A 14,540-nucleotide genomic window follows, 5' to 3' on the forward strand; every position below is an offset into this window, starting at 1 on the left:
CTTTCAGTGCTTCCGGTTCCTGCGGCGCAGGCCCTTGAGAAGTGCGATGGCACCGGCGGCTGCGAGCAGTGCTGCTCCGCCGATGAGGTAGATCTGGCTTCCGGTTCCACCCGTGAGTGGCAGCGCCACCTGGGGCTTCTGCTCGTTGGTGTACGACCCGAGCTTCTTGTCGAGCTCGGATCCGGAGACCGTGAACGTGTGTGGGGTGTCGTCGAGGATGTATCCGGCCGGGGCCTTCTTCTCCGTCAGCGTGTAGTCGCCCCATTTGAGGCCGGTGACCGAGAATTTCCCTGCCACCGGGTCCTTGTCCTGACCGTTGCATTCACTCGCCGAGGCGGCTGCGCAGTCCTCGATGGTCAGTTCGGATCCGTCGGGTCCGGTGAGGGTCCACACCGAACCCTTGAGGGCATTGCCGGACTCGTCGGTCTTGCCCCAGGTCACGGCGCCGGTCTTCGCGGTGTTCGTGATGGTGCAGGTGACGTCGTCACCGGACTTCAGGGTCACGGAGCTCTTGTCAGAGGTGACGACTCCGGAGCCGGAGGTCGGCTTGCACACCCAGTCGGAGGCCTCGTAGCCTTTCGGAGTACCCGCCTCGGACAGTGAGTACTTGCCGGCCTTGACCTTAGCCTTCGTGACTTCGGTCGATCCGGTCTTGCCTTCGATCGTCTTGTTTCCTGAGGCGGTGTCACCGGCTGCCTTGAGTGTCCAGTCGGTGTCCTTGGCGGTGCCGGCGGCGGCCTTGTTGTCGACCTTCTTCACCAGGGTCAGCGCGGTGTCGCTGACCTTGTTGACGTAGGCGCAGTCGACGTTGTCGCCCGGCTTGATTCCGGTGAGATCGGTGCTCTTGTCGCTGGTGAGCTTCTTCGTGTCCTTCGACCCGTCGAGATGGGTGATCTCGCAGGAGCCGCTCTTGAACTCGAAGCCGTCCTGCTGGGTTTCGGAGATCGCAACCGTGGCCCGGCCGGTGGTCTTCGAGAACTTCAGTCCCCACTTCGCGTCGCCGTTAGAGTTGGTCTTATGTGTGGCAGCGGTGGGGTTTGAGGTCACCGAGTCAGTGGTGGCCGTCGCTTTCGCACCGACCGTCCAACCCTGGCCCGGCTTCTTGTTCGCACCGTTCTCGTCGACAACGTCCTTATGGATCGAGACATTCGCCGTCAGCGGAGCGTTCGTAATCGTGCAGACGACGGCTTCGCCGGTATTGGGAATGGTCACCGTGCCCGAGGTTCCAGTGCCCGAAGATTCGGCGAGTTCCTTACCGTCGACGGTGCACGAGTAGGTTCTGGCGTAGTCGCCCAGGTCGGCGCCTGTGGCTGCGGATTCGGAGAAAGTGATTTCGGCGCCGCGCTTGGCTGGCAGTGGTCCGACGATCTCGTCCTGGATTCCGGTCGCCGTCCCGGTGGTCGTTGTGGCTCCGAGTTCTGTGTCGCCCTGTTTGAGGGAGAGGCCGAACTGATCGCTCGATCTCGCGCGGCCACCCTGCACGTCCTTCTGGAGAGTGATAGTCGCCGGGGAGGAGCACGAGGCGAGGTCAGTGCTCGACCATGATCCGCTGGCGAACGACTGTTTGTTCGACCAGTTGGGCATGTCGTAGCTCGTAATGGTGTCACCGGTGCCGAGATAGGCCTTGCCGGCGGCGTCGAATGACACACCGTTGACGTTGGAGTTCGTCGTGAAGCCGGCGGAGTTCGACGAGGCAATGGTCCCGCCGTTCGCCTTCGCCAAGCTGGCCGCGGTGACGGAGAAGACGGTCGTCGTGGTCTCGGATCCCCTGACGATGAAGAGGTTGCCGTTAGTATCGAAGGCGATGTCACCGTTGGCCGCGCCACCGGAGCCGGCGCTCGTATCGATGGTGCCTTTGTACGCGATGGCATTGGTCGAGGCGTCGTAGACATAGAGCCTGAATGACGTGCCGCTTCTGGTGTAGCCGCCGAAGTAGTACCGTCCAGTGGAGAGATCAACCGCCCCGCCGATGAACCCGATTCCGCTTACGGTCACTGATTTGCCCGTAGACGCCCACTTGCCCGTGCTCGAGTTGAACCTGAAGACGGTAAGACCTGTTTCCGAACCCCCACCAGTTGAAGTTGCGCTCATAGGCATAGGTTGCAGAGCCGTCCGGTCCAATGCCCAGTCCGTTGAAGTTGCTGACGCGACTTGCAGCATCGCCAACATTCTTTGGCGATCCGCCAGAGATCTCACGTATCTGCCCCGACTGCGACACCGAATAGACGACGCCGGGCTCGCAGGTGATCGACACCGGGGCCGCCTGGACAGGAGCGGCTGGCAGCACGATGGCACCGCCGGCGGCAACCAGGAGCACAGCAGTGAGTGCAGCCCACCAGGCGCGCACGCGCAGACCTAACCGGGTCATACATTCCTCATTTCGAAGTCGAGCAAGGTGTTTCAGCTCGCTTCGGGTCCCTGAGCGCGCACGACGAAGTGCGATCGATTTCGGGGATGGGGAGAGACGAGCTGGTCGAGCGCCTCCAAGCTATGGAATCGCAGGCTCAACTTCATTGCTCGGACCCTGCCCTTCAGTAGTATTCGAGTAGTCCGCGACCATCTGAGTAGTTTCGGTTTCGACTACTCGGTAGTTTGACTTTCAATCACTGAAATATCTGTCGAGTGCTTCTCCACCGCAGGCAGGGCCGCAAATTCACCCTCAAGACTGATCCGCTCACGCCGGTCTCCGCATAGCGTTGAGACATGATCACCTTGGAGAACATCAACCGCAGCTTCGGCGGCAAGCAGGTGCTGCACGACCTCAGCTTCGACATCGGCGACGGCCGGATGACCGGCTTCGTCGGCTCGAACGGCTCCGGCAAGACCACGACCATGCGGATCCTCCTCGGCGTCCTAGCCGCCGATTCCGGGCGCATCCTCGTCGACGGCACCCCGATCACCGCAAGCCACCGCAGCGCGATCGGCTACATGCCCGAAGAACGCGGTCTCTACCCGAAGATGCCGATCATCGATCAGCTCGTCTACCTCGCCCGCTTCCACGGTCTCACCCGCCAAGCGGCGAAGAAGCGCGGACTCGATCTGCTCGAACAGCTCGAGCTCAAGGGCGAACCCACCGACACCCTCGAATCGGTCAGCCTCGGCAATCAGCAGAAGGTCCAGATCGCCGCGGCTCTCATTCACGACCCGCAGGCGCTCGTCCTCGACGAACCGTTCTCCGGTCTCGACCCCGTAGCCGTCGAACGCACCCTGGGCGTCCTCTCCGACTTTGCCTCCTCGGGTGCCCCGGTCCTCTTCTCCAGCCATCAGCTCGACCTCGTCGAACGCCTCGTCGACGATCTCGTCATCATCAACGACGGCCGCCTCGTCGCAGCCGGAACCACCACGGAACTGCGCCGCCAACGCAGCCTGCCCGAATGGACGCTGCAGACCGATGCCGACCTCGGCTGGGTGCGCGGCCTGCCCGACATCTCCGTCGTCGAACTCGACGGCAACTGGGCCCGGTTCACGGCCCCGAATGCCGATTCCGCCGAGGCGGTCCTGCGCAAAGCGCTGACCGTGTCCTCAGTGACGTCGTTCGGCCCGCACGACGTTGCCCTCAACCGTCTCTTCCAGGAGGTCACGCAGTCATGAGCACCACCGATACGACCACCGCAGCCGACAGCACCCGCAAGGCTCCAGTCAGCACGAACCGTGCCACCTTCACCACCGCCATGGGACTCGTCATCGAACGCGAGATCATGGTTCGGCTCAAGTCGAAGGCCTTCATGGTCTCGACGATCCTGTCCATCGTCCTCTTCGGTGTCCTCGTCGGGGTGTCCGGTTCGCTGCCCTCGCTCTTCTCCTCCACGGACAAGGTGGCGGTCACCTCGGCGGGGGCAAAAGCAGTCGAGGGGATCGACGATATCGAACCCGTCGCCGTCGATGACGTCGACGAGGCAAAAGCCCTGATCACCTCCGAGGAGGTCGAGTCCGCAGTCGTCGAATCGGAGGATTCGCCGACCGGTGTCGCGGTGCTGTCGCTGCGTTCGGCTCCGGAGTCGCTCATCGGCTCACTCAGCCTCACCCCCCAGGTGGAGCTGCTCGACCCGGATGCCCCGGACCCGGCGCTCACCTACTTCATCGGGCTCGGCCTCGGGCTCGTGTTCTTCATGGCCGCGATGACGTTCGGAAACACGATCGCCTCGTCCGTGGTCGAGGAGAAGCAGTCACGGATCGTCGAGATTCTGCTCGCGTCCACCTCGGCGCGGGTGCTCATGTTCGGCAAGGTCATCGCGTGCACGATCCTCGCCTTCGCCCAGATCGGCCTCACTGCCGTCGCGGTTCTCACCGGGGCCGCGATCAGCGGAAACGACCTCGTGCTCGGATCGGTGGCCGAACCGATCGCCTGGTTCGTCCCCCTCTTCATCATCGGCTTCGTCATGGTCGCCGCCCTCTATGCGGCCGCCGCCTCACTGGTCTCGCGCACCGAGGATCTGCCGTCGACGAGTATGCCGATCATGATGCTCATCTTCCTGCCCTACATGGGCGTCATCATCTTCTCGTCGAACGAAACGGTCATGGCGGTGCTGTCCTACATTCCGTTCTCGGCGGCAGTGGCCGTGCCGATGCGCGTTTTCCTCGGCACGATCGCCTGGTGGGAGCCGCTGGTCTCCCTGCTCATCCTCGTCATCACCACGCTGTTGGCGCTGCTGCTGGCGACCCGGATCTTCGAACGCTCGATCCTGCAGTCGGGCCCGAAGCTGTCCTGGGGGCAGGCGCTGCGCCGTCAACGGGGCTGAGGCCTACAGCCAACCGTTCTCCTCGGCGATCCGCGCGGCATCGGCACGGTTGCGGGCATTCGTCTTCCCGATCGCCGAGGACAGACGATTGCGCACGGTGCCGGTCGAGAGGTGGAGCGTCGCGGCCACTTCGTCGACGCTGGCCCCGTCCGCGGCCGTGCGCAGCACATCGGTCTCCCTGGCGGTCAGCGGTGAGGATCCATGCATCGTCGATTCGACGACGAGTTCGGGGTCGATGACCGACATTCCGGACATGACGCGGCGGATGCCGTCGGCGAGGTGGTCGACCGGAGCGTCCTTGACCATGAACCCGCTGACCCCGGCGTCCAAGGCCCGTTTGACCCATCCGGGACGTCCGTAGGTCGTGACGATGATGACCTTGACCCGGGGAAACTCCTTGTGCAGCGTGGCGGCGACACTCAGTCCGTCGGGTTCGGGCATATCGACGTCGAGCAGCGCCACGTCCGGACGGGTCTTCGAAATCGCCGGCAGGACTTCGTCGCCGCGGGCACACTGCGCGACGACTTCGAAGTCGGATTCCATGCCGAGCAGGGCGGCGAGCGCTTCGCGGACCATGGTCTGGTCGTCAGCGATGAGCAGCGTCGTCACGGGTCTCACCTCCGTCAACGTCGAGGTCGAATCCGGCATCGGTCTTCCGAGTGCGCACTCGCGCCCCCACGCCCGCAGCTCTCTCCCGCAGGCCCCGCAGCCCGGTTCCGGCCCCCACTTCGCCGAGGTCGAGCGTCGTGGCTGGGTGAGTGGGGTCGCCGCGGCCGGCGGTGTCGTTGCTGATGATGAGACGGTGCCTTTCGAGGGTGATCGTCGCCCGCTGCGCTCGGGCATGCCGGAGGATGTTCGTGCTGCCTTCGCGCAGACTCCACGCGAACAGTTCCCGCAGGCGGGGATCGACGACATCGACCGAGGTCGGAGCCTCCACCGTGATGTCGGCGGCCCGCAGTGCCCGGGTCGCTTCGACGAGTTCCTCGGCCAAAGAGATCGTGCGCGTTCCCTGCACCGTGGTGCGAACGTCGGCGAGCGCACCACGGGCGAGCTCTTCGATCTCGGCGATGTGCCGGGCCGCATCGGGGGACCCTACGGCTTCGAGTTTTGCCGCCAGCTGCGCTTTGAGCGCGATGACGGTCAGGGAGTGGCCGAGCACATCGTGGACGACCTGGGACACGCGCAGTCGTTCGGTCTCGCGTTCCAGACGGCGGTTCTCCTCCTCCGCCTGTCGGGCTGCTCTGGACCGGTCACCGGCCATGAGTGCCATCACCATGGCGAACCCGGAGATCGAGATCCCGAAGGTGGCCGACCAGTCGTGGCTCCACCCGGGGACGAGACGTTGGGCCACCTCGGCGACGATGAGCGTCGAGGCCGCGATGACGAGTCCGGGGATCACCCGCCGCACGGACACCACAGCGATCACAGAGATATAGGCCAGATACGACAGTGCCGCCTCGCCGACGAGGGGAACGGCCACGACGGTGATGGCGATCATGATGATGAGCGCCGCATTGACGACGATCAGGGCCTGTCGTGTGCGGTGAGCGCGGGGGTCGCGCATCGTCCGGACGAAGGTGCCCAGACCGATGCCGCCGGCGATCATGCCGAGGTAGAACACGACTGCGAAGGCGACCGTGAGGCTCACGCCCCAGAACCGCTGTGCCCCATCGAGCCGCAGCGAGGCGGCCAGCGGATAGGAGAGGAAGACGAGCCAGAAGAACGGGAAGAACCAGCTCATGAAGTTCAGCGGGCGCAGCCCGGCGGGCGAGGACCCTGCCCTCGCCCCGCCGGTGGTGTCGTTCGCGGTCACTGTGCTCCTGACGTGATCGTTGGGTTCGCGCGTCCCCTGCCGGCCCTGACGTGGTCGGCCGTCACACCCGCGAGGTGTCCCGGCGCAGGGCCAGGGCCGATCCTGCGACGAAGATCGCGAGCCAGACGAGGACACTGACGATCGCCCAATGATCGTAACCCCCGCCCAGCGGTGCGCGGGCGATTTCGCCGACTCCGTAGGCCGGAGTGAAGCGGGCGATGGTCTGCAGGGTGTCCGGCCAGATCTCCAGCGGGACGAAGAGTCCGCCGATGAGGGAGAGGATGCCGAGGACCATGCTGGCCACCTGGATCGCGTTCTCGGCGGGCAGCAGATAACCGAGCATGACGCCGAAGGCCGCGAAGACACAGGACGTGAGGATGACGAGAAGTCCGGAGGAGACGAGCGTTGTCAGGGGCGCATGGACGCCGGTGATCGCGGTGAGGACGAAGACGACGATGACGGACACCGCGCCGAGGACCATGGACACGATCACCTTGATGAGGATGTACGCCGCCGGGCGCAGCGGCGTCAGCGCCAGCTGGCGACTCCACCCAAGTGCCCGTTCGATCGCGACTTGGGCACCGCCGGTGGTCGTGGCGATCATCGCTCCGTACGTCGCCAGGGACACGGAGATGTAGAGCGCGGCATTCGTGCTGCCGAGCATCTCGTCCTTGTTCGTCAGGCCGAAGATGAGATAGAAGACCGCAGGCATGATCATCGTGAAGATGAGCGTGCGCCGGTTGCGCAGCTTCCGCAGCAGCTCGAGCCGGAGCAGGGTGGCCGAGAATCCGCCGAAGCGAGGGATCCTGCGGTCGTCGAGGGAGGAGAGGAACCTCGCCGAGGCGGTCCCCGGTGCCGTACGCACCTTCGAGGATCCGGCCGGTTGAGTCGATGGCTGGGTGGACATGTCATGCCCCTTTCGCGGTGAGACTGATGAAGGCGTCTTCGAGGGAGTGAGAAGTGATCTCGAGGTCGGTGCAGGCGTTGTCGAACAGCATCTTCGCGGCCGCATCGGAGTCGGTGGTGCGCATTCTCAGGCGTCTGGCCTGCACGTCGATGGATTCGACTCCGGCCAGGCCGCCGAGGAGGTCGACCAGTTCGGCCACGCCCGCCTCGGCGGTGGGCTCGCCGTCGGTCAGCGGCAGGGTCGCGCTCACAGTCTTCGCTGCGGCCATGCCGCGGATCTCATGGGCCGAACCGTCGGCGACGACCTTCCCGTCTGCGATGAGGATGACGCGGTCGGCGAATTCGTCGGCCTCCTCGAGGTAGTGGGTGGCGAAGAGGATCGTCTTGCCGGTCAGCGCATCAGCGCGCATCTGGTGCCAGAAGTCGCGGCGGCCGGTGACATCCATCCCGGTCGTCGGTTCGTCGAGGACGATGAGGGCAGGGTCGGGCAGGAGCGCCATGGCGAAGCGCAGACGCTGCTTCTGCCCACCCGAGCACTTCTTCACGACCGAGTTCGCGATTTCGGCGATTCCTGCACGTTTGAGAACGAGGTCGGTGTCGAGGGAAGAGGCGAAGATCGCTGACGTGTATTCGACGGTTTCGCGGACGGTGAGGTCATCGAGCAGGCCGCCGGTCTGCATGACCGAGCTGACGTAGCCGAGAGACACGGCTCGCCGAGGCGGCATGCCGAAGATCTCGACGTCTCCCGCATCGGGTCGGCTGAGGCCGAGCAGCATGTCGATCGTCGTCGTCTTCCCTGCTCCGTTGGGTCCGAGGAAGGCGACGACTTCGCCGGGGCGGATCGTCAGGTCGAGATCGTCGACGGCTGTGATGCCGCCGAAGCTCTTCGTCAGATGGTTGAGGCCGACTGCGGAGGCGGTGGCGGTTCCGCGGTGGACCGGAACGGCCGAAGCGGGCGTGTGGGTCGTTGTCTGTGAAGTCATGTTCACACACTAGAAATCAGCGCTCGCGTGCGCTGATGTCATTTGTCACCGAGTGCGGGGTGCCATTTGTCACTGGATCTCACGACGAAAGAATGGAAATTCCACCGTGCTGGCAACCGGGAATGACACGAAGCGCCGACACAGAACTGCGAGTTAACTCAGGCTTCACATTCCCTCCACTCACCTTGTGAGAAAGCTGAGTAAGTTGGAAGCCGTCTGCTCGCACACAGACGCTCACGCGCTCGTCCGAGCCCTGCCGTCGGCACGGCTCGGATCGCATCTTCGGTGAACGTCTGTGTGCTTCTCTACGAAAGGACGGCACATGGCCAGGAGAACCCTGCGAATCGCTGCGGCGACCGGCGCTCTCAGCTTCGCGCTCTTCGGAGTCGCAAGCCCCGCCCAGGCTTCGGGAATCGACGAACCCGGCGGAGCCCGCCAGCTCGACGGTGACAACACCGACGCCATCCGCGACGCGGTCGAGGACTCCGGCGCGAAGAACGTCATCCTCCTCATCGGCGACGGCATGGGCGATTCCGAGATCACCGCCGCCCGCAACTATGCGAAAGGCGCCCACGGACGCTTCGACGGTCTCGACGCACTGCCGATGACTGGGCAGTACACCACCTATGCGGTGGACAAGGACACCGGCAAACCGGACTACGTCACCGACTCCGCTGCGAGCGCCACCGGCTGGTCCTCGGGTACGAAGACCTACAACGGGGCGCTCGGTATCGACCGCAAGGGCAACCCGCACAAGACCCTCATCGAAATGGCCCGTGCGAAGGGAATGAAGACCGGCGACGTCTCGACCGCGGAGATCCAGGACGCGACACCGGCCGCGCAGCTGACCCACATCAGCCTCCGCGGCTGCTACGGGCCGGAAGAGACAAGCGAGGACTGCTCGGATGAGGCGCTGGAGAACGGTGGGCTCGGTTCAATCAGCGAGCAGATCATCAACGCTCGTGCCGATGTCACCCTCGGCGGCGGCTCGGCCTCCTTCGAACAGAAGGCCACCGCCGGTGACTGGAAGGACCAGACACTGCTCGAGCAGGCCGAAGATCGCGGCTACCAGCTCGTCGATGATTCCGACTCACTCGATTCCCTCACCGAGGCGAACCAGGATTCGCCGGTGCTCGGACTCTTCACAGAGGGCAATTTCCCCGTTCGCTGGGAGGGTCCGAAGGCCACCCACGGAGGCGGCACCGAACCGGCCGTGAAATGCAAGAACAACCCCGAGCGCACCTCGAATGTGCCGAAGCTCGATCAGCTGACGAACAAGGCCGTCGACCTGCTCGACAACGACGATGGATTCTTCCTCCAGGTCGAGGGAGCAAGCATCGACAAGGAGGATCACGCCGCGAACCCGTGCGGTCAGATCGGTGAGACCGTCGACCTCGACGAAGCGGTCAAGGCCGCCCTCGACTTCGCGAAGGAGGACGGCGAGACTCTCGTCATCACCACCGCCGACCACGCCCACACGAGCCAGATCGTCTCCGCCGGTTCGGACACTCCGGGTCTCACCCGGACACTGACCACCGCCGACGGCACCGATATGACGATGAACTACGCGACCGCAGACGAAGAGGAGTCGCAGGGCCACACGGGCACGCAGCTGCGCATCGCCGCCTACGGACCGGGTGCCGCCAACGTCGTCGGACTGACCGATCAGACGGACATGCACTTTACAATCGCCGACGGCCTGGGACTCGATCCCGAAGCCGAAGTGCCCGGCGACCCGGGCGACGATGCGAACGGCGATGACGGCTCGGCGGGCACGGATGATGCGAACGGTTCTGCCACTGCCTCAGGTTCGTCCGATACCGGCGGCGATGACAGTTCGCCAGGCTCTCAGGACTCGAACGGGTCCGAGGACTCCAACGACTCGAACGATGCCGATGCCGCCGGTGGCGGGACCGGCGCGAATGGCAGCGCCGAAGGCGGCGAAGGCAATGCCGGCTCCGGCAGCGGAGGCGAAGGCCCGGGGCTGGCCGGCGGTGGCGGCGGAACCCTGCCGCGCACAGGCGTCGAGATCGGTGCCGCGGTCTTCGTCGGCGTGGCCGCGATCATCGGCGGATCGGCTCTGATCCGCATGGCCAAGCGCCGTGGGATCCTCCCCGCCTGAACCGCGCACGATGCCGGACGCTCCCAGCGAAGCGTCCGGCATCGTCCGTCCCACTCACAGGTTCGCCTGGCACAGTGAGCTCATGGACCCGCTGGATCTGCCCCTGACCACCGACCGACTGGTTCTGCGCGCGTATCGCGAGTCCGATGCCAAGACGCACCTTCCCATCTACTCCCGCGAGGATGTCTCCCGGTTCCTCCTCCAGGAGCCTTGGACCGCCGAGGTGGCCGAGACCGAGATCGCCAAACGCCTCCCCCGCACGGGACTCGAAACAGAATCGCGTGCCCTGGCCCTGGTCATCGAGACCGCCGACGGCCTCGATTCGCTCGAGGGGTCACGAGTCATCGGCGATATCGCGATCTGGCTCGCCGACGACAGCGAGGAGAAGGCCGAGGTCGGGTGGGTCCTCGATCCGGCCGCCGCCGGTCACGGCTTCGCCACCGAAGCGGCCATCGCGGTCCTCAACCTCGCCTTCGACCATTACGGTCTCCACCGGGTGTTCGCGCAGATGGATGCCAGAAACACCGCCTCGGCGAAATTGGCTCAGAGGATCGGCATGCGACAGGAAGCGCATCTGCGCAGGGACTGGTGGTCGAAAGGCGAATGGACCGACACCCTCATCTTCGGAATGCTCTCAAGCGATCGGCAGACGGCCTGAGTGCGCCGAGAGCGTCACCTCCGGTCCGAGAACTTCGCCGGCACCGGCTGTCCGACTCGAGTTTCTGAGATCTCTGACTCTTTGCTCCAGGCCGCGTACTCTGCGGCCCTCTCGGTGTGAGAATCTGAGGTGGCCGTGAAGCCGGGCCCGTCGATCGAACGGACAGGTGGCCACGGGCAGTCGAGAGAAGAGGACAACAGACACCGATGGCTCCAGCCGACAAGGATCGCAGCGAGGCAGTGCCCACGGATGAACACACCGACGGCGGCAGAGAGAACGTCGGCCTGCGCAGGGGCCTGACTGCCCGCCACATCAGATTCATGGCCCTCGGCTCAGCCATCGGCACGGGGCTCTTCATGGGCTCCTCGGAGTCGATCCAGTCCGCCGGCCCGGCAGTGCTCCTCGCCTACATCATCGGCGGCGCCGCCGTCTTCATGGTGATGCGCGCCCTCGGCGAATTGGTCGTCCGGCACCCCGTCTCGGGCTCCTTCGGCCAGTATGCCTCTCACTATCTTCACCCCTTCGCCGGCTTCCTCGTCGGGTGGACCTTCGCCTTCGAGATGATCCTCGTCGCCGTCTTCGACGCCACAGCGATCGGCGTGTACATGGGGTTCTGGTACCCCGACGTGCCGCGGTGGATCTGGGTGCTGGCCGTCGTCTTCTTCATCGCCGCGATCAACATGATCGGCGTCAAGATCTTCGGTGAGCTGGAATTCTGGTTCGCGCTGATCAAGATCATCGCGATCATCGTCCTCATCGCCGCCGGCGTGGCCATCATCGTCTTCGGCTTCGGCATCGCCGACCACGACCAGATGGGACCGCAGGCACTGGTCGACCATGGCGGTTTCCTCCCGCACGGGTTCTGGGGGCTGCTCTCATCATTCACCATCGTGATGTTCGCCTTCGGCGGCGTCGAGATCATCGGAGTCACCGCCGGTGAGGCGCAGAACCCGAAGCGGGTGATCCCCGCCGCCATCAACTCGGTGCCGGTGCGCATTCTCCTCTTCTACGTGCTCACCCTCGGCGTGATCATGTGCATCCTGCCGTGGAACCAGATCACGTCCGAGACCAGCCCCTTCGTCGCGATCTTCGACTCCGTCGGTTTCACAGCAGCGGCGGCCATCCTCCAGGTCGTTCTCATCACTGCCGCCCTGTCGGCCATCAATGCCGATGTCTTCGGTGCAGGTCGGATGCTCCACGGTCTGGCCGAACAAGGTCAGGCACCGCGATCCTTCGCCCGCACCTCTCGCAACGGCGTGCCCGTGATGACGGTGATCACGATGATCGTCGCACTGCTGGTCGGCGTGGCCCTCAACTACCTCTATCCCGACCAGGCACTGTTCCTGCTCGGAGCACTGGCCACCTTCGCGACGCTGCTGGTGTGGCTGATCATCCTCGCCGCTCACCTGCGGATGAAGCGCGTGATCGCCCAGGAGAACCGCCTGCCCAGCGAATTTCCCATCCCCTTGTGGCCGTTCGGCTCGTGGATCACCGTGGCGTTCATCGTCTTCGTCGTCGTCATGGTCGGCATCGTCCCCGACTCACGTCCGGCCCTCTGGGTCGGCCTGCTGTGGGTGGCTGCGCTGTGGCTGTGCTACCTCGGCTTCATCCGCGGCGAGGGTCGCCGACACTACGAACTCAGCGACCGCACCGAACCGGTCACGGCGTCCGACGGCGCAGAGTGAGCGACCCGACGATGATCGCACCGACGATCCAGCAGGCGATGAAGAGCACCCGCAGCCAGATGTAGGCATCATCCTCATCGCCGGTCGAAACCGCATTCAGCGCATCGATCGCGTGCGACAGCGGCAGCCAATCACCGACGGTCTCGAGCACCTCGGGCAGCTGGTCGCGCGGGAGGAAGATCCCGCCGAGCAGGATCTGCGGGAAGACGAAGACGGGCATGAACTGCACGACCTGGAACTCCGTGCGGGCGAACGCGCTGGCCAACAGTCCCAAGGCCGTCCCCAGCAGAGCATCGGCGATCGCGACGACGAAGAGCAGCCCGACCGAACCTTCGATCTCGAGTCCGCAGATCATGGTCGCATATCCGACGGCCACTGCCGTCTGCACAATGGCGAGCAGACCGAAGGCCAGAGTGTAGCCGAGGATGAAGTCCCCGCGGCCCAAAGGCATCGACAGAAGCCGTTCAAGGGTTCCGCTGCGGCGTTCGCGCAGGGTCGCGATGCTCGTCACGAGGAACATGACGATGAACGGGAAGAGCGCAAGCATCGCCGGCCCGATCGTTGAGAACACCTCGGTTTCGTCGAAGATCCAGGCCACGAGACCGATGAGCAGGCTGGGCACGATGAGCAGCAGAGCGATCGTGCGCGGGTCGTTGCGGATCTGGACGAGGACGCGTCCCGTCGTCGCCAGGGTGCGCAGCGGGTTCATCGCCGCCCTCCCGCCTTCGCGCCATGTCCCCGGCCGGTGCGACCTCGGCCCTCTCGCGAGAGCAGACGAGTGCCGGAACCGCCCCCGCGCCCGGAGGCACCCGGCGCCGATATGTCCTTGCCGATGATGCGGAGGAAGGCGTCCTCCGCCGAGGCGGCCCCCGTGCCGGCGAGCAGATCGTGCGGAGTCGTATCGGCGATGATCGCGCCCTCCCGCATGAGCAGCAGTCGATCGCAGCGCGTCGCCTCGTCCATGACATGACTCGAGACCAGCAGCGTCGTCCCTTCCTCGGCGAGCCTACGGAAGAGCTCCCACAGATCGGCGCGCAGCAGCGGATCGAGTCCCACGGTCGGTTCGTCGAGAACGAGCAGATCCGGAGAACCGAGCATCGCCGCGGCCAGAGACACCCGGTTGGCCTGCCCGCCCGACAGCGTGCGGACGATCTGATCGGCCTGGCCGGTGAGGTCGGTGCGTTCGAGCACGCGATCGACCTCGGATTTCGGCGCTCCCTGCACACGTGCGAAGTAGCGCAGGTTCGCCCGCACACTCAGATCGTCGTAGATGCTGGCCGCCTGAGTCATGTAGCCGACCCGGTGGCGCAGGGCAGCGGACCCGGCCGGACGACCCAGCACATCCACCTTCCCGCCGGAGACGATCTGGACACCGACGATGGCGCGCATGAGCGTCGTCTTCCCGCTGCCGCTGGGTCCGAGGAGCCCGACGATCGCTCCGCGGGGCACGTCGAGGTCAAGGGCGTCGATGACGGTCTTGCGACCGCGGCGGACCGTGAGACTGCGCACCTCGACCGAATTGTTCATCATCTGTTGAATGAGACACCCGGAGCCGTCTGAGGTCAACAGTTCGAACAGTCACTGGTGCCGCACCCGGGGTGCGTTTGGCACAGGGGACACCGGGCCCGAATCCA

13 protein-coding genes are annotated in these 14,540 nt (G+C 65.0%); 5 read left to right on the forward strand and 8 right to left on the reverse strand.

Features of this window, described 5'->3' with window-relative positions; all coding sequences use genetic code 11:
• Positions 1-3: 3 nt before the first annotated feature.
• Together CXR29_RS16635 and CXR29_RS17395 are read right to left on the reverse strand one after the other, a co-directional pair.
• Positions 4-1,995, reverse strand: a complete 1,992-nt coding sequence (locus tag CXR29_RS16635; protein ID WP_164742857.1) for a SpaA isopeptide-forming pilin-related protein — start codon at positions 1,993-1,995, stop codon at positions 4-6.
• A complete protein-coding gene (locus CXR29_RS17395; protein WP_164742858.1) occupies positions 1,955-2,368 on the reverse strand; it encodes a hypothetical protein in 414 nt (137 codons plus the stop codon). The genes CXR29_RS16635 and CXR29_RS17395 overlap by 41 nt, the downstream gene beginning before the upstream one ends.
• Positions 2,369-2,703: 335 nt before the next feature.
• Here CXR29_RS17395 and CXR29_RS16640 point away from each other — a divergent pair, with 335 nt between their 5' ends.
• Positions 2,704-3,591: an ABC transporter ATP-binding protein gene (locus tag CXR29_RS16640; protein WP_127365138.1), complete on the forward strand. Its 888-nt coding sequence runs from the start codon at positions 2,704-2,706 to the stop codon at positions 3,589-3,591.
• Complete coding sequence (locus CXR29_RS16645; RefSeq protein ID WP_127365139.1) at positions 3,588-4,739, forward strand: ABC transporter permease; 1,152 nt, start codon at positions 3,588-3,590, stop codon at positions 4,737-4,739. The genes CXR29_RS16640 and CXR29_RS16645 overlap by 4 nt, the downstream gene beginning before the upstream one ends.
• Positions 4,740-4,742: 3 nt before the next feature.
• Here the strand turns inward: CXR29_RS16645 and CXR29_RS16650 are convergent, their stop codons facing one another.
• From CXR29_RS16650 to CXR29_RS16665, 4 genes are all read right to left on the reverse strand, one after another.
• Complete coding sequence (locus tag CXR29_RS16650) at positions 4,743-5,348, reverse strand: response regulator transcription factor (protein ID WP_127365140.1); 606 nt, start codon at positions 5,346-5,348, stop codon at positions 4,743-4,745.
• Complete coding sequence (locus CXR29_RS16655; protein WP_127365141.1) at positions 5,326-6,552, reverse strand: sensor histidine kinase; 1,227 nt, start codon at positions 6,550-6,552, stop codon at positions 5,326-5,328. Before CXR29_RS16655 ends, CXR29_RS16650 begins: the two co-directional genes overlap by 23 nt.
• A gap of 61 nt (positions 6,553-6,613) precedes the next feature.
• Positions 6,614-7,459, reverse strand: coding sequence for an ABC transporter permease (locus tag CXR29_RS16660; protein ID WP_127365142.1), 846 nt, complete (start codon positions 7,457-7,459; stop codon positions 6,614-6,616).
• Between the two features lies 1 nt (position 7,460).
• Entirely contained in the window at positions 7,461-8,441 is a 981-nt protein-coding gene (locus CXR29_RS16665; protein WP_127365143.1) for an ABC transporter ATP-binding protein, read from the reverse strand.
• Positions 8,442-8,763: 322 nt separating this feature from the next.
• Between CXR29_RS16665 and phoA the strand changes: the two genes are divergently transcribed.
• The 3 genes from phoA (at position 8,764) to CXR29_RS16680 (ending at position 12,906) form a co-directional block, all read left to right on the forward strand.
• Complete coding sequence (gene phoA / locus CXR29_RS16670; protein WP_127365144.1) at positions 8,764-10,563, forward strand: alkaline phosphatase; 1,800 nt, start codon at positions 8,764-8,766, stop codon at positions 10,561-10,563.
• Positions 10,564-10,645: 82 nt separating this feature from the next.
• On the forward strand, positions 10,646-11,221 hold the full coding sequence (locus CXR29_RS16675) for a GNAT family N-acetyltransferase (protein ID WP_127365145.1): 576 nt from the start codon (positions 10,646-10,648) through the stop codon (positions 11,219-11,221).
• Positions 11,222-11,427: 206 nt separating this feature from the next.
• Entirely contained in the window at positions 11,428-12,906 is a 1,479-nt protein-coding gene (locus CXR29_RS16680; RefSeq protein ID WP_127365146.1) for an amino acid permease, read from the forward strand.
• On the opposite strand, the gene CXR29_RS16685 is transcribed toward CXR29_RS16680, so the two are convergent.
• Together CXR29_RS16685 and CXR29_RS16690 are read right to left on the reverse strand one after the other, a co-directional pair.
• A complete protein-coding gene (locus CXR29_RS16685) occupies positions 12,881-13,615 on the reverse strand; it encodes an ABC transporter permease (protein ID WP_127365147.1) in 735 nt (244 codons plus the stop codon). The genes CXR29_RS16680 and CXR29_RS16685 overlap by 26 nt on opposite strands.
• Positions 13,612-14,436, reverse strand: a complete 825-nt coding sequence (locus CXR29_RS16690; protein ID WP_127365148.1) for an ABC transporter ATP-binding protein — start codon at positions 14,434-14,436, stop codon at positions 13,612-13,614. Before CXR29_RS16690 ends, CXR29_RS16685 begins: the two co-directional genes overlap by 4 nt.
• Positions 14,437-14,540: the final 104 nt, after the last annotated feature.

Origin of the sequence: Brevibacterium linens (assembly GCF_003999335.1) — a bacterium.
Classification (GTDB): Bacteria; Actinomycetota; Actinomycetes; order Actinomycetales; family Brevibacteriaceae; genus Brevibacterium; species Brevibacterium linens.